General features: G+C 74.6%; 15 protein-coding genes. 6 read left to right on the top strand and 9 right to left on the bottom strand.

The annotated features are described in order from the left end of the window. Positions 1-86: 86 nt before the first annotated feature. Positions 87-1226, top strand: coding sequence for an FAD-dependent monooxygenase (locus tag AC1RNL_RS08255; protein WP_492934958.1), 1140 nt, complete (start codon positions 87-89; stop codon positions 1224-1226). A gap of 170 nt (positions 1227-1396) precedes the next feature. Here AC1RNL_RS08255 and AC1RNL_RS08250 read toward each other — a convergent pair whose 3' ends face one another. Both AC1RNL_RS08250 and AC1RNL_RS08245 read right to left on the bottom strand, forming a co-directional pair. Continuing rightward, the gene (locus tag AC1RNL_RS08250; RefSeq protein ID WP_492934957.1) at positions 1397-2647 is read right to left on the bottom strand and encodes a class I SAM-dependent RNA methyltransferase; all 1251 of its coding nucleotides are present in this window, start codon (positions 2645-2647) and stop codon (positions 1397-1399) included. A gap of 31 nt (positions 2648-2678) precedes the next feature. Continuing rightward, positions 2679-3638, bottom strand: a complete 960-nt coding sequence (locus tag AC1RNL_RS08245) for an L-lactate dehydrogenase (RefSeq protein ID WP_492934956.1) — start codon at positions 3636-3638, stop codon at positions 2679-2681. A gap of 73 nt (positions 3639-3711) precedes the next feature. Between AC1RNL_RS08245 and AC1RNL_RS08240 the strand changes: the two genes are divergently transcribed. Both AC1RNL_RS08240 and AC1RNL_RS08235 read left to right on the top strand, forming a co-directional pair. Further along, the gene (locus AC1RNL_RS08240) at positions 3712-4371 is read left to right on the top strand and encodes a Maf family protein (protein WP_246992073.1); all 660 of its coding nucleotides are present in this window, start codon (positions 3712-3714) and stop codon (positions 4369-4371) included. Then, complete coding sequence (locus tag AC1RNL_RS08235) at positions 4368-5111, top strand: hypothetical protein (RefSeq protein WP_492934955.1); 744 nt, start codon at positions 4368-4370, stop codon at positions 5109-5111. Before AC1RNL_RS08240 ends, AC1RNL_RS08235 begins: the two co-directional genes overlap by 4 nt. Before the next feature lie 19 nt (positions 5112-5130). Here AC1RNL_RS08235 and AC1RNL_RS08230 read toward each other — a convergent pair whose 3' ends face one another. The 3 genes from AC1RNL_RS08230 to AC1RNL_RS08220 are packed head-to-tail and all read right to left on the bottom strand — an operon-like array spanning position 5131 to position 9477. Then, positions 5131-7155, bottom strand: coding sequence for an ABC transporter ATP-binding protein (locus AC1RNL_RS08230; RefSeq protein WP_492934954.1), 2025 nt, complete (start codon positions 7153-7155; stop codon positions 5131-5133). 1 nt (position 7156) lies between these two features. Next, entirely contained in the window at positions 7157-8881 is a 1725-nt protein-coding gene (locus AC1RNL_RS08225; protein ID WP_128189133.1) for an ABC transporter ATP-binding protein, read from the bottom strand. Positions 8882-8883: 2 nt separating this feature from the next. Then, the gene (locus AC1RNL_RS08220) at positions 8884-9477 is read right to left on the bottom strand and encodes a TetR/AcrR family transcriptional regulator (protein ID WP_246992079.1); all 594 of its coding nucleotides are present in this window, start codon (positions 9475-9477) and stop codon (positions 8884-8886) included. 152 nt (positions 9478-9629) lie between these two features. On the opposite strand from AC1RNL_RS08220, the gene AC1RNL_RS08215 reads away from it, so the two are divergent. Next, a complete protein-coding gene (locus AC1RNL_RS08215; RefSeq protein WP_492934953.1) occupies positions 9630-11396 on the top strand; it encodes an acetyl/propionyl/methylcrotonyl-CoA carboxylase subunit alpha in 1767 nt (588 codons plus the stop codon). Here AC1RNL_RS08215 and AC1RNL_RS08210 read toward each other — a convergent pair. The 4 genes from AC1RNL_RS08210 to AC1RNL_RS08195 form a co-directional block, all read right to left on the bottom strand. Further along, positions 11377-12591: a DUF6596 domain-containing protein gene (locus AC1RNL_RS08210; protein ID WP_400529277.1), complete on the bottom strand. Its 1215-nt coding sequence runs from the start codon at positions 12589-12591 to the stop codon at positions 11377-11379. The genes AC1RNL_RS08215 and AC1RNL_RS08210 overlap by 20 nt on opposite strands. A 29-nt stretch (positions 12592-12620) precedes the next feature. Beyond that, entirely contained in the window at positions 12621-13001 is a 381-nt protein-coding gene (locus AC1RNL_RS08205) for a YciI family protein (protein ID WP_400529274.1), read from the bottom strand. 114 nt (positions 13002-13115) lie between these two features. Beyond that, positions 13116-14555: an NAD(P)H-quinone dehydrogenase gene (locus tag AC1RNL_RS08200; protein WP_246993394.1), complete on the bottom strand. Its 1440-nt coding sequence runs from the start codon at positions 14553-14555 to the stop codon at positions 13116-13118. A gap of 36 nt (positions 14556-14591) precedes the next feature. Beyond that, positions 14592-15131, bottom strand: a complete 540-nt coding sequence (locus AC1RNL_RS08195) for a YaeQ family protein (protein WP_492934952.1) — start codon at positions 15129-15131, stop codon at positions 14592-14594. 184 nt (positions 15132-15315) lie between these two features. Between AC1RNL_RS08195 and AC1RNL_RS08190 the strand changes: the two genes are divergently transcribed. Further along, positions 15316-16146: a purine-nucleoside phosphorylase gene (locus tag AC1RNL_RS08190; protein WP_492934951.1), complete on the top strand. Its 831-nt coding sequence runs from the start codon at positions 15316-15318 to the stop codon at positions 16144-16146. Beyond that, positions 16143-17819 (top strand): phospho-sugar mutase, encoded by a 1677-nt coding sequence (locus AC1RNL_RS08185; protein WP_492934950.1) that lies wholly within the window; start codon positions 16143-16145, stop codon positions 17817-17819. Before AC1RNL_RS08190 ends, AC1RNL_RS08185 begins: the two co-directional genes overlap by 4 nt. Positions 17820-17844 lie beyond the last annotated feature (25 nt).

The raw sequence follows: 17844 nt of genomic DNA, 5'->3' as shown, positions 1-17844 counted from the left end.
CCCTGCGGTCGTGCCGACGGCCGCGCGCCGCGACCCGCACCATGCTACGAGCCCGTCGTCGCGGCCGCCTGGGGTACCGTCGCGACATGCACGCGATCGTCTCGGGAGCCGGCGTCGCCGGGCTGGCACTCGCCGGCCGGCTCGCGCTCGACGGCTGGAGCGTCGACGTGGTCGAGCGCGCGCCTGCCCCGCGCGCATCCGGCTACCTGATCGACTTCTTCGGGCCCGGCTACGACGCCGCCGAGCGGCTGGGGCTGCTGCCGGCGCTGCGCGAGCGCGCCGAGTCGTACGGCGAGCTGCGCTCGGTCGACGCGGCAGGGCGCGTGCGCGCCCGCCTGCCGATCGCGCTCGTCGAGCGCGCGGTCGCGGGCCGGTACCTCACGATCCTGCGGCCGCAGATCGTCGACGCCCTGCTCGCGGCGCTGCCCGAGCGCGTGCGGATGCGCTGGGGCGTCCAGGTCGAGACCGTGCACGACGACGGCGCCCGCGTCACGGCGCTGCTGTCGGACGGCGAGCGGCTCGAGGCCGACCTGCTCGTCGGCGCCGACGGGGTGCGCTCGCGCGTGCGGCAGCTCACGTGGGGACCGCACGACGACTTCCTGCGGCCGGTCGCCGACCTGCTCGCGGTGGCGTGGATCGGCGACGACGCGGAGCTGTCGGCCGACCTCGGCGGGCGCGTCGCGATGCAGGTCGAGCTCGACCGGCAGCTCGTCGTGGCGCCGCTCGGCGAGACGGGGGTGACCGGCTTCGCGGTGCTGCGCGGCGTGGGGCGCGCGGGCGGTCGCGGCGCGATCGCGCGGATGGGCGTGCTCGGCCGCCGCGCGGTGCGCAGCATCCGCGAGCCCTACGTCGACGACGTCGCGCAGACCGTCGTGCCGCAGTGGGTGCGCGGGCGCATCGCGCTGCTCGGCGACGCGTGCGGGGCGGTGTCGCTGCTGGCCGGGCAGGGCGCCTCGCTCGCGATGGCCGGCGCCGAGCGGCTCGCGGACGAGCTCGCGTTCGCGGCGCACCCGAGCGACGTCGTGGCGGGGCTCGCGGCCTACGAGCGCGACTGGCGCCCGGTCGTCGAGCGCGAGCAGGCGCGCGGCCGCCGCACCGCGAGCGCCTTCGCCCCGCACACCCGCCTCGAGCTCGAGGCGCAGCGCGCGATGTGGCTCGCGACCGCCATCCCCGGCGTCGCGCACCTCGTGGCGCGCGCCGCCGGCGGCGTGACGAAGTCGGCCTGAGCGCGCCCGCGCGGCACCGGAGCGTCCACCCAGGCGCGCCTCCCCGCGCACAACGCAAGCCCACGCGGCTGATTCCGCGGGCGGATCGCCGCATCGCCGGGATCCTGGGCTGGTTCGCGCTCGGGAGCTTGCGTTGTGCAGCGGGCCCGCGGGCCGGGCCGCCGGGGCGGTCAGCGGCGGAAGGACGCCACCGCCTCGACGTGGTGCGTCATCGGGAAGAGGTCGAAGGCCTCGAGGGCGTCGACCTGCCAGCCGGCCTCGGCCAGCAGCTTCGCGTCGCGGGCGAGGGCGACCGGGTCGCACGCGACGTAGACGATCTGGGCGGGCTCGAGGCCCGCGAGCAGCTCGATCACGTCGCGGCCGGCTCCGGCGCGCGGCGGGTCGAGCACCACGAGCCCGCGCGAGAGCCGCTCGCGCTCCTGGCCGCTCGCGCGCGACGCGAGCTCGCGCAGCCAGCGGTCGACGCGGCCGGTCTCGGCGCTCGCGCCGATCCACTCGGCGAGGTTCTCGCTCGCGTGGTCGGTCGCGACCTCGTCGGCCTCGACGCTCGTCAGGCGGGTGCGCTCGCCGAGCGCCTCCGCGATCGTGGCGGCGAACAGGCCGACGCCGCCGTACAGGTCGAGGCTCCAGCCGGCCGGGTCGATCGCGTCGACGTCGATGGCGCGGCGCACCGCATCGGTCAGCACCGCGGGCGCCTGCCGGTGCACCTGCCAGAAGCCGGCGCGGTCGAGCTGGAACTCGCGCCCGCCGACGGTCTCGACGATCGTGTCGGTGCGGCCGCGCCCGGGCTCGCCCTCCATCGCGATCACGTCGACCTCGCCGTCGCTCGTCTCGACGTAGTCGACGGCGGTGGCGCCCGGCACGCGCTGGTCGAGCTGGGCCGAGAGGCGGATGCCCTCGGTCGCGAGCGGCAGGCTGGTGACGGGCACGACCTCGTGGCTGCGGGGCGCGAACGGGCCCTGGCGGCCGCGGTCGTCGACGTGCAGGCGCACGCGGGTGCGCCAGCCGAGCCCGCCGCGCTCGTCGTCGCCGGGCGCCGCCTGCACGGGCACGGTGCGCTGCATGCCGCCGGTGCGCTGGAGCGCGTCCTCGATGACGCGCTGCTTGAGCTCGCGCTGGCGGGGCAGCGCGATGTGGCCGAACTCGGCGCCGCCGGCGCGCTCGAGCGGCGGCCGGTCGATGGCGGCCTCGGGCCAGACGTGCGGCACGCGGTCGGCGCCGGCGCTGACGACCTCGAGCGCCACGGCGGTCGCGAACGACTTCTTCACGTCGACGACCTGCGCGCGCAGGGTCTCGCCCGGCATGGTGTCGGGCACGAACACGACGCGCCCCTCGTGCCGGCCGACGAAGCGGCCGCCGTGGGCGACGTTGTCGATCGTCAGCTCGACGATCTGGCCAGGACGGATCTCGGATGCGGGCATGCGCCCATCCTCCCATCCGCGCCGGGGAGGCTCAGGCGATGCCGGCGAGCGACGCCGCGATCGCGTCGGCGCTGCGATGCAGCGCCGCGAGCTCGCCGTCCTCCATCGGCACCTCGAGCACCCGCTCGATGCCCGCGCGGCCGACGACGGTCGGCAGCGACAGCGCGATCCCGGCGATGCCGTGCTGGCCGTCGAGCACGCTCGAGACCGGCAGCACCGCGTGCTCGTCGCCGAGGATCGCCTCGACGATGCGCGCGGTCGAGACGCCGATCGCGCTCGACGTCGCGCCCTTGCCCTCGATGATGCGGTACGCGGCGTGCACGACGTCGTCGGCGATGCGGTCGAGGGCCGCGTCGTCGAAGCGCAGCTCGCCGTCCTCGCGCCACTCGCGCACGAGCACCGGACCGATCTTCGCGCGCGACCACAGCGGGAACTCGCTGTCGCCGTGCTCGCCGATCATGAGCGCGTGCACGCTGCGCGGGTGCACCCGCACGAGCTCCGACAGACGCCAGCGCAGCCGCGACGAGTCGAGCACGGTGCCGGAGGAGAGCACGCGCGCGGGGTCGAGCCCGCCCTCGCGCTGCGCGACCACCGTGAGCACGTCGCACGGGTTGGTGACGAGCACCACGATCGCCTCGGGCGCGTGCTCGCGGATGCCGGGCATCAGCCGGCGCAGGATCTCGGTGTTCCTGCCTGCGAGGGCGAGCCGCGGCTCCCCCGGGCGCTGCTTCGCGCCCGCGGTCACCACGACGACGTCGCTGCCGGCGATCGTGCGCAGGTCGTCGCCGCCCTCCACGCGCTTGCCGGCGAGGAACGGCAGGCCGTGCGCGAGGTCGAGCACCTCGGCCTCGGCCTTCGCGCGGTCGAGGTCGTACAGCGCCACGGCGTCGGCCGAGCCGCGGATGAGGGCTGCGTAGGCGATGGCGACGCCGACCGAGCCGGCGCCGATCACGGCGAGCTTCGTGGGGCGGGCGGCGGTCGGGGCGTCCATGCTGCTCACGCTAGGCGTCCCGCCCGGGGCGCGCCAGCGCATCCGGCCCCGCCCGTGGTGCGAGGATCGAGCCGTGCAGCTCATCCTCGCCTCCGCCTCGCCCGCCCGGCTCGCGCTGCTGCGCCAGGCCGGCATCGAGCCGCTCGTGCGGCCGACCGACCTCGACGAGGAGCTGCTCGTCGCGGCCCACGAGGCCGAGCACGGGCCGCTCTCCCCCGCCGCGTACGTGCTGCTGCTGGCTCGCGCGAAGGCCGAGGCGCTGCTCGACCAGGATCCGCTCACGGGCTTCGACGGCCTCGTGCTCGGCGGCGACTCGTCGCTCGAGCTCGACGGCGCGATGCTCGGCAAGCCGCACACGCCCGAGCGCGCGCGGGAGCGCTGGGTCGCGCAGCGCGGCCGGTCGGCGACGCTGCACTCGGGGCACTGGATGCTGCGGGTGCGCGACGGCCGGATCCAGGACTCCGCGGGCACCACGACCGCGACGCACCTCGACTTCTCGCCCGATGTCGACGACGCCGAGATCGACGCGTACGTCGCGACCGGCGAGCCGCTCCAGGTCGCGGGCGCGTTCACGATCGACGGGCGCGGCGCCGCCTTCATCGACCGCATCGACGGCGACCCGTCGACGGTGATCGGGATGAGCATCCCCGCGGTGCGCCGGCTCGCGCGCGAGCTCGGCGTCGCGTGGCCGGCGCTCACGGCGCCCGTCGCGACGCCGGCCGACGGGGCGTGACCGTGGCCCGCGGCATGTGGGTGTGGGTGCGCGAGGACGCGCCGCCCGACCCGGCGGAGGTCGCCGCGATCGCCGAGCGCGAGCGCGTGGCGGAGGCGTTCGTGAGCGTGCCGTGGGCGGGCCCGAGCGCCGACACCCATCGGATCGTCGCGGCGCTGCGCGGCCGGGGCGTCAGGGTCAGCGCCCTCGGCGGCGACCCCGCGTGGACGACCGGCGGCGACGCGGTCGCGTGGATGCAGCGCGCGACCGCCGCGTTCCTCTTCGAGGGCGTGCACCTCGACATCGAGCCGTGGGGCCGCCGCGACTGGACCGGCCGCGAGGCCGAGCTGCTGCGCGGCCTCGAGCGCACCGTGCGCGACGTCGCCGCCCGCACGAGCCTGCCCGTCGACGTCGACCTCGTGCCGTGGCTCGCCGAGGCGCACCCGCGGCAGTTCGCCGACATCGCCGAGCGCGCCGACGCGGTGACGCTCATGGCCTACCGCGACCGGGCCGCCGACATCCTCGCGACGAGCGCCGCGGCCCGCCACGCGCTCGGCCGTCTCGGCCGCTCGTACCGCATCGGCGTCGAGACCGGGCCGATCGCCGAGCCCGAGCCGACCGCCCGGCAGACCTTCGCCGACGACGGGCGCGCCGTGCTCGAGCGCGAGCTCGCCGAGGTCGCGGCGGCGCTCGCCGCGGATGCGCGGTGCACGGGGGTCGCGCTCCACGACCTCGCGGGCTGCCGGGTGCTCGGCCCCTGACCGCCGGCCCGCAGCCGGGCTAGGTCGACTGCTGGGTCGGCACCGCGTCGGCCTCGTCGGGGTCGACCGCCTGCTCGAACTGCGCGTGCAGCAGCCGCCAGTAGGCCCCCTGCCGCTCGACGAGCTCGTCGTGGGAGCCGTGCTCGACGATCGCGCCCTGCTCCATCACGAGGATGAGGTCGGCGTCGCGGATGGTCGAGAGCCGGTGGGCGATCACGAACGACGTGCGGTCGGTGCGGAGCGCCGCCATCGCGTGCTGCAGCAGCAGCTCGGTGCGGGTGTCGACCGACGAGGTCGCCTCGTCGAGGATGAGCACGCTCGCGCGGGCGAGGAAGGCGCGGGCGATCGTCACGAGCTGCTTCTCGCCGGCCGAGAGGTTGGTCGCGTCCTCGTCGATGACCGTGTCGTAGCCGTCCGGCAGCGCGTGCACGAAGCGATCGACGTAGGTGGCGCGCGCGGCCTCGAGGATCTCGTCCTCCGTCGCCTCCGGCCGGCCGTACGCGATGTTCTCGCGGATCGTGCCGCCGAAGAGCCACGCGTCCTGCAGCACCATGCCCGTCTGCGCGCGCAGCGCATCCCTCGTCATGGTCCGCGTGTCGACGCCGTCGAGCGAGATGCGGCCGCCGTCGATCTCGTAGAAGCGCATGAGCAGGTTGACGAGCGTCGTCTTGCCCGCGCCGGTCGGGCCGACGATCGCGACCGTCTGCCCCGGCTCGACGACGAGCGAGAGGTCGTCGATGAGGGGGCGGTCGGGCGAGTACGCGAAGCGCACGTGGTCGAACACCACGCGCCCCCGGCCGTCGGCGGCCGCCGAGCCGCCGGCATCCGACTCCTCCTCGTCGGCGTCGAGCAGCTCGAAGACGCGCTCGGCGCTCGCGACGCCAGACTGCACCATCGTGACGGTCTGCCCGATCTGGCCGAGGTTCTGCGAGAACTGCTGCGAGTACTGGATGAACGCCTGCACGTCGCCGACGAGGATCTGCCCGGCCGCGACGAAGAGGCCGCCGGCGACGGCGACGAGCACGTAGCCGATGTTGCCGATGAAGGTCATGAGCGGGAAGACGAGGCCCGAGAGGAACTGCGCCTTGAAGGCCGCCTGGAAGACGCCCTCGTTCTCGACCGCGAACCGGCCGCGCACGGCCTCCTCGCGCCCGAAGACCTTCACGAGCGCGTGGCCCGTGTAGGCCTCCTCGACGATCGCGTTCACGCGGCCGGTGCGGCGCCACTGCTCCTTGAAGAGCCCCTGCGCCGGGCCCAGCACCGCCCCGAGGATGATGCCCGTGAGCGGCACGGCGATGAGCGCGATGAGCGCGAGCCAGCCGTTGATCGTCAGCATCATCACCAGCACGCCGACGACCGTGAGGAGGCCGGTGACGATCTGCGACATGGTCTGCGACACCGTCTGCGACACGTTGTCGAGGTCGTTCGTGACGCGCGAGAGCAGCTCACCGCGCTGCGTGCGGTCGTAGTACGACAGCGGCAGGCGGTGGATCTTCTCCTCCACGTCGCGCCGCAGCCCCTGCACGGTGCGCTGCACGACGCGGTTCACGACGTAGCCCTGCAGCCACTGGAAGAGGGCGCCGACCGCGTAGACGGCGAGCACGAGCAGCAGGATGCCGCCGAGCGCCTCGAAGTCGATGCCCTGCCCCGGCTGCAGCCCCTCCATGCGCTCGAGGATGTTGGCCAGCTCGTCCTCGCCCGCCTGGCGCAGCCCGCCGACGACCTGCTCCTGCGTCGCGCCGGGCGGCAGGTCGCGCTGCACGAGGCCGCGCACGATGACGTTCGTCGCCTCGCCGAGGATGCGGGGCCCGAGCACGACGAGCACCACGCCGACCGCGCCGAGCGCGAACACGAGCGCGAGCAGCCAGCGGTGGGGCCGCATGAGGCCCAGGAGGCGCTTCGCGGAGGCGCCGAACGACTTCGCCTTCCCGGGCGGCGGCTCCCAGCCGCCGGCGCCGATGCGGGCGGCCTCGGCCTGCTCGGCCTCGATCCGCTCCTCGTCCGTGAGCTCGGGCTCCGGGGCCGTGCCCTGCTTCCGTGCCATCTCAGGCCTCCACTGCCATCTGCGACTCGACGATCTCGCGGTAGGTGGCGCTGCCGGCGAGCAGCTCGTCGTGGCTGCCGGTGCCGACGACCCGGCCGGCGTCGAGCACGACGATGCGATCGGCGTCGACGATCGTCGACACCCGCTGCGCGACGACGATCTGCGTCGTCGCGCCCACCGCCTCCCGCAGCGCCGCCCGCAGGCGCGCATCCGTCGTGAGGTCGAGCGCCGAGAACGAGTCGTCGAAGACGAGCACGTCGGGCTCGGCGACGAGCGCCCTCGCGATCGAGAGCCGCTGGCGCTGCCCACCCGAGACGTTGGTGCCGCCCTGCGAGATGCGCGCGCCGAGCTGCCCCTGCATCTGCTGCACGAAGCCCGCCGCCTGCGCGATCTCGAGCGCGCGCCAGAGCTGCTCGTCGGTGGCCTCCTCGTTGCCGTAGCGGAGGTTCGACGCGACGGTGCCGGCGAAGAGGTAGGGCCGCTGCGGCACGATGGCGATGCCCCGCCAGAGGGTCTCGGCGTCGAGGTCGCGCACGTCGGCGCCGCCCACGAGCACGCTGCCGCCGGTGGCGTCGAAGAGCCGCGGGATGAGGTTCACGAGCGTCGTCTTGCCGGCGCCGGTCGAGCCGATGATCGCGACCGTCTCGCCGGGCTCGGCGCGCAGCGAGACGCCCTCGAGCACCGGCGTCTCGGCGCCCGGGTACTGGAAGCGCACGTCGCGCAGCTCGACGGTGCCGGGCGTCGGCATGCGGTCGCCGACCGCGACGCGCTCGATCGAGGGCACCGTCTCGAGCACCTCGCCGATGCGCTTCGCCGAGACCGCGGCCCTCGGGATCATGATCGTCATGAAGGTCGCCATGAGCACGCCCATGAGGATCTGCATGAGGTACTGCAGGAAGGCCATCATCGTGCCGATCTCGAGCTCGCCGGCGTCGACGAGCTGCGCGCCGAACCACAGCACCGAGACGCTCGAGACCTCGACGATGAGCATGATGATCGGGAACATCAGCACGAAGATGTTGCCGGTGCGGATCATCGCGTCGGTCACGCCGTCGTTCGCCACCGCGAAGCGGGCGCGCTCGCGCCGCTCCTGCACGAAGGCGCGGATGACGCGGATGCCGGTGAGCTGCTCGCGCAGCACCTTGTTGATGCCGTCGATGCGCTCCTGCAGCAGGCGGAAGATCGGCACGAGCCTCCAGACGAGGAAGCCGAGCACGAGCAGCATGAGCGGCACGGCGACGGCGATGAGCCACGAGAGCGTGCCGTCGGCCCGCACGGCCATGATCATGCCGCCGACGGCGAGCATCGGCGCCGACAGCAGCATGGTGCACGACATGAGGATGAGCATCTGCACCTGCTGCACGTCGTTCGTCGTGCGGGTGATGAGGCTCGCGGCGCCGAAGCGCTGCACGTCCTGCTCGCTGAAGTCGCCGACCGTGGCGAAGACGTCGGCGCGCAGGTCGCGGCCCGCGCGCATCGCGAGCCGCGCGCCGAAGAGGATCGCGAGGATGTTCGCGGCCACCTGACCGAGGCTCAGCCCGAGCATGAGCGCGCCGAGGCGCCAGATCGTGTCGGTGTCGCCCTGCAGCACGCCCTCATCGATGATGTCGGCGTTGATCGTCGGCAGCATGAGCGACAGCACTGACTGCGCGAACTGGAACAGCACGACGAGCAGGAGCGGGAGCCACGAGGGGCGCACGTAGCGGACGATGAGCTTCCAGAGCACGGTCAGGCCTCCGGGTCGACGAGGGCGGGTGCGGCGGCGCTGCCGATGCCGTGCAGCAGCACCTGCACCACGTCGGCGGCGGTGACCGACGGGGCGGTGTCGCCCCAGCCGGAGGCGGCCGCCCAGGCGAGCGTGCGCGTCATGTCGGCCGCGGCGAGCGGCGCGACGCGCAGCCGGTCTCGGTAGGGCTCGAAGCGCTCGGCGAGCCGCGCCTTCGACGACTCGAGCTCGCCCTGCCTGGCTTGCGCGCAGCGCTGCCCGATCGGACCGAGCGCCATCACGAGCCGGAAGATGAAGCGCATCCGCTCGACCATCGCGTCGACCGTCGTCGTCAGCATCTCCTCGAGCGAGCCGTGCTCGAGGCGCGCCTGCTCGGCCGCCCAGTCGGCGGCGTCGAGGTGGTGGTCGGCGAGCGCGACGAGCAGCGACTCCTTGTCGCCGAACGCCTTGAAGAGCGTGCCCTCGGCGACGCCCGCGGCCTCGGCGAGCTGGCGGCTCGTGATCGCGGCGCCGTGCTCGAGCACCGCGGGCGTGACGGCCTCGATGATCTGCGCGCGCCGGTCGTCGGCGCTGAGGCGAGGGATGGGTGGGGGCACGTCTCCGAGCATAGGTGAGTGAGCGCTCACTCACCAAGGGTCGATCGACGGCGCGCCGCCGGTCGCGACTGTGGGAATCGGCAACGGATCGCCGTCACCCTGTGTGGCGAGTGCACGCATCCGTCATGCGTCGCCGCCTAGGCTGAGGAACCATGCCCCGCATCACGAAGGTCCTCATCGCCAACCGCGGCGAGATCGCCGTCCGCATCATCCGCGCGGCGCGCGATGCCGGCATCGCCTCGGTCGCCGTGTACGCCGAGCCCGACCGCGACGCGCAGCACGCGCAGCTCGCCGACGAGGCGTACTCGCTGCACGGTGCGACGAGCGCCGAGAGCTACCTCGTGATCGACAAGATCATCTCGGTCGCGCGCCGCTCCGGCGCCGACGCGGTGCACCCGGGCTACGGCTTCCTCGCCGAGAACGCCGACTTCGCGCGCGCCGTGATCGACGCGGGCCTCATCTGGATCGGGCCGGGCCCCGACGCCATCGAGCAGCTCGGCGACAAGGTCTCCGCGCGGCACATCGCCGAGTCGGTCGGAGCGCCCCTCGCGCCCGGCACCATCAACCCCGTCGCGGATGCCGACGAGGTGCTCGCGTTCGTCGACGAGCACGGGCTGCCCGTCGCGATCAAGGCCGCGTTCGGCGGCGGCGGGCGCGGCCTCAAGGTCGCCCGCACGCGCGAGGAGGTCGAGGAGCAGTTCGACTCCGCCACGCGCGAGGCCGTCGCCGCCTTCGGCCGCGGCGAGTGCTTCGTCGAGAAGTACCTCGACAAGCCGCGCCACGTCGAGACGCAGTGCCTCGCCGACGCGCACGGGAACGTCGTCGTCGTCTCGACCCGCGACTGCTCGCTGCAGCGCCGCCACCAGAAGCTCGTCGAGGAGGCCCCGGCGCCCTTCATCACCGCCGCGCAGGACGCCGAGCTGCGCCGCGCCTCGAAGGAGATCCTGCGCGCCGCCGCCTACGTCGGCGCGGGCACGTGCGAGTTCCTCATCGGCGCCGACGGCACGATCTCGTTCCTCGAGGTCAACACCCGCCTGCAGGTCGAGCACCCGGTCTCGGAGGAGGTCACGGGCATCGACCTCGTGCGCGAGCAGTTCCGCATCGCCGAGGGCGAGGCGCTCGGCTACGACGACCCCGAGGTGCGCGGCCACTCGATCGAGTTCCGCATCAACGGCGAGGACGCCGGCTCCGGCTTCATGCCCCAGCCCGGTCCCGTGCGCATCTTCCGCGCCCCGTCGGGCCCGGGCATCCGCGTCGACTCCGGCGTCGTCGCCGGCGATGTGATCGGCGGCAACTTCGACTCGATGCTCGCGAAGCTCATCGTCACCGGCCGCGACCGCGAGGAGGCGCTCGCGCGCGCCCGGCGCGCGCTCGCGGAGTTCGAGGTCGAGGGGCTGCCGACCGTGCTGCCGTTCCACCGCCGCATCGTCGACCACCCGGCGTTCGCCCCGGCCGGCGACGCACCCTTCTCGATCTACACCTCGTGGATCGAGACCGAGTTCGAGAACGACATCCCCGCATGGGGTGGCGAGCCGGGCGAGCTGGGCGGCCCCGAGCCGCGCCGCACCGTGGTCGTCGAGGCCGACGGCAAGCGCATCGCCGTCTCGATGCCGAAGCGGCTCTTCGCCGAGACGAAGGACGCCAAGGGGCCGGCGCCGCGCCGCACCCGCGCCGCGCTCGCGGGCGGTGCCGCGAGCGGCGCGATCATCTCGCCGATGCAGGCGACCGTCGTCAAGGCGGCCGTCACCGAGGGCGACCGGGTCGTCGCCGGCGACCTGCTGGTCGTGCTCGAGGCGATGAAGATGGAGCAGCCGCTCGCCTCCCCGATCGACGGCACCGTGACCGCGATCGATGCTCCTGTCGGCGGCACCGTGCCCTCCGGCCACCACCTGGTGACGATCACGCCGGACGCGGCGTAGCCGCCGCCCGCCGCAGCGCGGACGCCGCGAGCGGCGGGGGCAGGTGGGGCGCGAGCGCTCGGTACCGCTCGGCGGCGCTGTCGTCGCCCAGCCGCCAGGCGAGGTCGGCGAGCGCGAGGGACGCGTCCCGGCGCGCAGCACCCGGGCCGTCGTGCTCGAGCAGCGCGAGCGCCGCGAGCGGCTCGTCGACCGCCTCGCCGGCCGCGAGCGCCGCGCGCGCTCGCGCCACCTCGCGCGCCACGCGCGCCGCGTGCGTCGGCCGCACCGCCACCAGCCGCTCGTGCAGCGACGCGATCGTCGCCCAATCGGTCGCCTCGGCGCTCGGCGCCGCGACGTGGAGCGCTGCGATCGACGCCTCGAGCGCGAAGCGGCCGCCCGTGCCAGCGGTCGTGGCCGCATGCTCGAGGCCGACGAGCAGCAGCCCACGGTCCCAGCGGGTGCGGTCGACCTCGTCGAGCGGCAGCGCGGCACCCTCTGCGTCGAACCGGCCGGGCCGGCGGGCGAGCGCGAGCAGCACCACCGCCAGCAGCGCCTCCGCCTCGGCGTCGGCGGGATGCGCGGCGTGCACCGCGCGCGCGAGCGTCCACGCGCTGCGCCCCAGGTCGTCCGCGGCGCTGTCGGGCCGGATCGCGTCGCGCTGCGCGACCGCGTGCACCGCCGCGACGCACTCGAGCACCGCCGGCAGCCGCGCCGCCCGCTCGGCCGGCTCCGGCACCCGGAAGCGGCCAGCCCCTGCAGCGAGCGAGCGCTTGGCGCGCGTCAGGCGAGCGGATGCGGCGCGCGCGTCGATGCCGAGGTGCCAGGCGATGCGGGCGGTCGGCAGGCCGCACACCACCCGCAGCGCGAGCACGAGCCGGTTCGCGAAGCCGAGCACCGGGTCGCACGCCACGAGCAGCAGCGCGTACCGGTCGTCGTCCGCCCCGCCCCAGCCGGCGGCCTCGCGATCCGCGCGCAGCGCGAGCTCGCCGAGCGCGCGCTCGCGCACGGCGCGGCCCCGGACCGCGTCGAGGTGGAGTCGACGGCCGACGGTCGTGCACCACGCCACGAGGTCGTCGATCGGCCGGGTCTCCGCGACCGCCCTCGCGATCGCCTCGGCCGCGAGCTCCTCGCCCGCGTCGAGCGAGCCGGCGAAGGCCGCGAGCTGCCGCACGACGCTCGGCCACGCCCGCCGGAACTGCTCATCGCTCGGCCCCACGCCGCCATCGTGGCACGCCCGCCGCGCGCTCACCCCATGGGGAAGACGCGCCGCCACTCGATGTGGCCCCCGGTCGGCACGAGCGGCGCCAGCTGCCGCGCGATCTCCTCCGACTCCGCCTCGATCACGTAGTAGCCGCTGATCACCTCGTCGCTCTCCAGGCTCGCGCCGTCGGTCCACAGCGCATCCTCCACCTCGCGGCCGTCGGGGCCGGGCCGGACGATGCCGCCGTGCCGCCGGTTGTGGAGCGCGTTGCCGGCGACGATGCGCGCGCCGAGCTCGGCCACGCGCCGCTCGAAGGCCTCGAACTCGGGGAACTCCGCCGCGATCTGCTCGCCCGCGCCCTCGCCGGCGTAGGCGTCGGAGTCCCAGTCGGGCTCGACGATCATGAACAGGTACTGGTCGGCCATCGCCGCATCCTCTCCTCGAGCCAGGCGCGTCGGTCGCAGTCTGGCAGGTGCTGTGACCGGGCGGCCACACGAGGGAGACGATCGGCGCGCGCCGGTTTCGACACCGGCGGCGCGTCAGTCCTCGACGCGGTGCATCGCCCGGGCGGCGTCCGAGACGGAGCCGGTGAGCGAGGGGAAGACGGGGAAGACGCGGGCGACCTGGTCGACGGTGAGGCGGTGCTCCATCGCCATCGTCACGGGGAAGATGAGCTCGGACGCCTTCGGCGCCACGATGACGCCGCCGATGACCGTGCCGGAGCCGGTGCGCGCGAAGAGCTTCACGAAGCCGTCCTCGACGCCCATCATCTTCGCGCGGGCGTTCGTCGAGAGGTCGATCCGGTACACCTCGCCCTGCGCGATGCCGTCCTCGATCTCCTTCTGCGACCATCCGACCGTCGCGATCTCGGGCTGCGTGAAGATGTTCGAGGCGACCGTGCGCATCGAGATCGGGTCGACCGCGTCGCCGAGGGCGTGGAACATGGCCGTGCGGCCCTGCATGGAGGCGACGGATGCGAGCGGCAGGGCGTCGGCGCAGTCGCCGACCGCGTAGACGTTCGGCAGGTTCGTGCGGGCGACCCGGTTGACGAGGATGTTGCCGGACTCGGCGAGCTCGATGCCCGCCTCCTCGAGGCCGATGCCGGCTGTGTTCGGGATGGAGCCGACGGCCATGAGGCAGTGCGAGCCCTCGACGGTGCGGCCGTCGGTGAGGGTGACGACGACACCGGTCTCGGTGCGCTCGACCTTCTCGGCGCGCGACTTCGACAGCACGTGCATGCCCTGGCGGCGGAAGACGTCCTCGATGACGCGGGCGGCGTCGGAGTCCTCGCCGGGCAGCACCTGCTCGCGGCTCGAGATGAGCGTCACCTCAGCGCCGATGAGGCTGTAGGCGCTCGCGAACTCGGCGCCGGTGACGCCGGAGCCGACGACGATCAGGTGCTCGGGCACCTCCTCGAGGCCGTAGAGCTGGGTCCAGGTGAGGATGCGCTCGCCGTCGGGCATCGCGGACGGCAGCTGGCGGGGCGTCGCGCCGACCGAGACGACGATGGTGTCGGCCTCGAACTCGTCGAAGTCGGCGCCCTGCTTGCCGGTCGAGACGACCACGCGGCCGGGCCCCTCGAGGCGGCCCTCGCCCTGCACGATCGTGACGCCCGCGGCCTCGAGGTCGGCCTTCATGTCGAGCGACTGCTTCGCCGCGAGCGACAGCAGGCGGCGGTTGACGGCGCGCAGGTTGACGGCGACCTCGGGCTTCTGCGGGCGGCCGCTGTCGCCGCGCACCGAGAACTGCACGCCCAGCTGGCTCGCGTCGCGGATCGCGGCTGCCGACTCGGCGGTCGCGATGAGCGACTTCGAGGGCACGACGTCGGTGAGGATCGCGCTGCCGCCGACGCCGGTGCGCTCGATGAGCGTCACGTCGGCGCCGAGGCGGGCGCCCGCGAGCGCGGCCTCGTACCCGCCGGGTCCGCCGCCGATGATGACCACGCGCTGCTTGCGCTCGAATGCACTCACGCGCTCCATCATCCCGCACATCCAGGCGGCGACGATCCCCTGCCTTCAGCCGGCGGCGCGCTCGTGCACCGCCGAGGTCAGCGTCGTGCCGTTCACCTCGACGTAGAGGGTGCCCTCGGTGCGCGAGACCGACATCGTCGTCCGCCGCGCGACGGCGTCGGCGACCGCGTCGACGAAGCCGTCATCGAACCACACCAGCCGCACGTCCTCGGCGCGGTGGATGCGCTTGCCCGCCCACTTCGCGGCCACCCGCTCGGGGTCGCAGTGCGTGTAGACGGCGGTGCGCTCGGCGGCGCGGCTGCCGCGGTGGACGCGCTCGGCGTCGGGCGCGCCGATCTCGATCCAGGCCATGAGCGCCCCGGTCAGGTCGCGCGCGAGCACGGCCGGCTCGTCGCCGCCCGCGACGCCGTCGCCGAAGGCGATGCCCTCCTCGTGCTCGAGGCACAGGGCGAGCACCCGGGTCACCATGAACGCCGTCGTCTCCGACGGGTGCTGCGCGACCTTGAGCGACAGCTCCTCGTAGACGCCGCGATCGACGTCCGAGAGCTGCACGTCGAACGTGTGGATCGTCGCGCCGATGGCCATGGTGCTCCAGCCTAGGCGCGCGCCCGCCCGGCCCCCGCCGCCACCTCCCGCACAACGCAAGCCCGGCACGCGGTTCGTGCGAGCCACGCGGCGCCGCCGCCCTGCATGCCAGTGGTTCGACCCGCGCGGCTTGCGTTGTGCTGAGCGGCAGGCGCGCCCCGCCGCCGCCTCTAGAGTGGGCGCCATGACGCACCCGCTCGACCCCCCTGCCGACCCGCGCGAGGTCGCGCGCCTGGCCGCCGACGACATCCGCCGCATCACCGGCGTCGAGTCGCACGACATCGCCCTCACCCTGGGCTCCGGATGGGCGCGGGCCGCCGACCTGCTCGGCGAGACCACGCACACGATCGACGCGACCGAGATCACCGGCTTCTCGCGGCCGGCGCTCGAGGGGCACGTCGGCACGATCCGCTCGGTGCGCACCGACGACGGCCGCCGCGCGCTCGTGATCGGCGCGCGCACCCACTACTACGAGGGACACGGCGTGCGCCGGGTCGTGCACTCCGTGCGCACCGCCGCCGCGGCGGGCGCGACCGTCATGGTGCTCACGAACGGCGCCGGCGGCATCAAGCCGCGCTGGACCCCGGGGCAGCCCGTGCTCATCAGCGACCACATCAACCTCACCGCCGACTCGCCGCTCGAGGGCGCCACGTTCGTCGACCTCACCGACCTCTACTCGCCGCGCCTGCGCGACATCGCCCGCACCGTCGACGGCAGCCTCGACGAGGGCGTCTACGTGCAGTTCCGCGGCCCCCACTACGAGACGCCCGCCGAGGTGCAGATGGCGAAGGCGATCGGCGGCCACATCTGCGGCATGTCGACGGCGCTCGAGGCGATCGCCGCGCGCGAGGCGGGCATGGAGGTGCTGGGCCTGAGCCTCATCACCAACCTGGCCGCCGGCATCCAGACCACGCCGCTGTCGCACGCCGAGGTCATCGAGGCGGGCCGCGAGGCCGAGGCGCGCATCTCGCGGCTGCTCGCCGACGTGGTCGCCGCGATCGGGACGCAGGCGTGAGCGCCGCCCCCGAGACCGTCGCCGCGGCGCGCGCGTGGCTCGCCGGCGACCCCGACGAGACCACCCGCGCCGAGCTCGAGGCGACGATCGCGGCCGCCGAGGCCGGCGACGACGCGGCGATCGCCGAGCTCGCGGATGCGTTCCGCGGCCGCCTGCAGTTCGGCACGGCCGGGCTGCGCGGCCGCATCGCGCCGGGCCCCAACCGCATGAACCGCGTGGTCGTGCAGCAGGCCTCCGCCGGGCTCGCCGCGTTCCTGCTGAGCCGCGAGCCGCACCCCTCGGTCGTGGTCGGCTGGGACGGCCGCCGCGGCTCCGAGCGGTTCGCCCGCGACACCGCCGAGGTGCTCGCGGGCGCCGGCGTGCGCGCGATCCTGCTCCCCCGCCTGATGCCGACGCCCGTCACCGCGTTCGCGGTGCGCCACCTCGGCGCGAGCGCGGGCGTGATGGTGACGGCGAGCCACAACCCGCCGGCCGACAACGGCTACAAGGTCTACCTCGGCGGCGACGACGAGGGCAGCCAGATCGTGCCGCCCGTCGACGCCGAGATCGCCGCCCGCATCGCCGAGGCCGCCGAGACGCCGGTCGCCGACTACCCGCGCGGCGAGCCGGAGGTCACGGGCGATGCCGTCTGGCGCGCCTACGTCGCCGCGACCGCCGCGATCGGCCAGCCCGACCAGGGCGTCGCCGGCGCGACGAGCGGCCCCCGCGTCGTCTACACACCGCTCCACGGCGTCGGCCTCGAGACGGTCGAGGCGGTGCTCGCCGAGGCGGGCTTCCCGCCCGTCATCCCCGTCCCCGAGCAGTCCGAGCCCGACGGCGCCTTCCCGACCGTCGACTTCCCGAACCCCGAGGAGCCCGGCGCCCTCGACCTCGCGATGGCGCTCGGCACGGCCGAGCAGGCCGACCTCATCATCGCGAACGACCCCGACGCCGACCGGCTCGCGGTCGCCGTGCCCGACGCATCCGCCCCCATGGGCTGGCGCATGCTCACCGGCAACGAGGTCGGGCTGCTGCTCGGCTGGGACGCCGCCCGCACCGCGCGCGGCCAGGGCGTGCTGGCGGCGTCGATCGTCTCCTCCCCCGGCCTCGGCGCGATCGCCCGGGCGCACGGGCTCGAGTTCGTGCAGACGCTCACGGGCTTCAAGTGGGTCTCGCGCGTGCCCGGCCTCGTCTACGGCTACGAGGAGGCGCTCGGCTACCTCGTCAACCCCGGCACCGTGCGCGACAAGGACGGCATCTCGGCGCTCGTGCGGCTCCTGACGCTCGCGAGCGACCTCCACGAGCGCGGCTCGTCGCTCGGCGAGGAGCTGCTCGCGCTCGCCGGCGAGTTCGGCGCCTTCGCGTCGGGGCAGGTGAGCGTGCGCGTCAGCGACCTCGCCCGCATCCCCGCGATCATGGCGTCGCTGCGCGCGGCGCCGCCGGCCGAGCTCGCGGGCTCGCGGGTGCTGGCCGCCGACGACCTCGCGCTGCCCGAGCACGGCTCGATCGGCGACATCCTGCGCTTCACGCTCGACGACGGCTCGCGCGTCATGGTGCGCCCGAGCGGCACCGAGCCGAAGGTGAAGGTCTACATCGACGCCTCCTCGACCGACGGCGCACCCGCGGCGCGGGTGCGCGCGGCGCGCGAGCGGGTCGCGGCGATCGCCGAGGCGGTGCGGCCGCTGCTGGCCTGAGCCGGGGCCCCGCCTCGGCTGGATG

This window comes from Agrococcus sp. GW821-FHT14H11, assembly GCF_058803545.1.
The sequence above is the reverse complement of the archived record's forward strand: the minus strand, read 5'-3'. Positions and strand labels throughout refer to the sequence as shown.

Coding starts and splice junctions, on each gene's coding strand:
- AC1RNL_RS08255 (WP_492934958.1), top strand. CDS start 87: ATGCACGCGATCGTCTCGGGAGCCGGCGTCGCCGGGCTGGCACTCGCC.
- AC1RNL_RS08250 (WP_492934957.1), bottom strand. CDS start 2,647: ATGCCCGCATCCGAGATCCGTCCTGGCCAGATCGTCGAGCTGACGATC.
- AC1RNL_RS08245 (WP_492934956.1), bottom strand. CDS start 3,638: ATGGACGCCCCGACCGCCGCCCGCCCCACGAAGCTCGCCGTGATCGGC.
- AC1RNL_RS08230 (WP_492934954.1), bottom strand. CDS start 7,155: ATGGCACGGAAGCAGGGCACGGCCCCGGAGCCCGAGCTCACGGACGAG.
- AC1RNL_RS08215 (WP_492934953.1), top strand. CDS start 9,630: ATGCCCCGCATCACGAAGGTCCTCATCGCCAACCGCGGCGAGATCGCC.
- AC1RNL_RS08205 (WP_400529274.1), bottom strand. CDS start 13,001: ATGGCCGACCAGTACCTGTTCATGATCGTCGAGCCCGACTGGGACTCC.
- AC1RNL_RS08200 (WP_246993394.1), bottom strand. CDS start 14,555: ATGGAGCGCGTGAGTGCATTCGAGCGCAAGCAGCGCGTGGTCATCATC.
- AC1RNL_RS08195 (WP_492934952.1), bottom strand. CDS start 15,131: ATGGCCATCGGCGCGACGATCCACACGTTCGACGTGCAGCTCTCGGAC.
- AC1RNL_RS08190 (WP_492934951.1), top strand. CDS start 15,316: ATGACGCACCCGCTCGACCCCCCTGCCGACCCGCGCGAGGTCGCGCGC.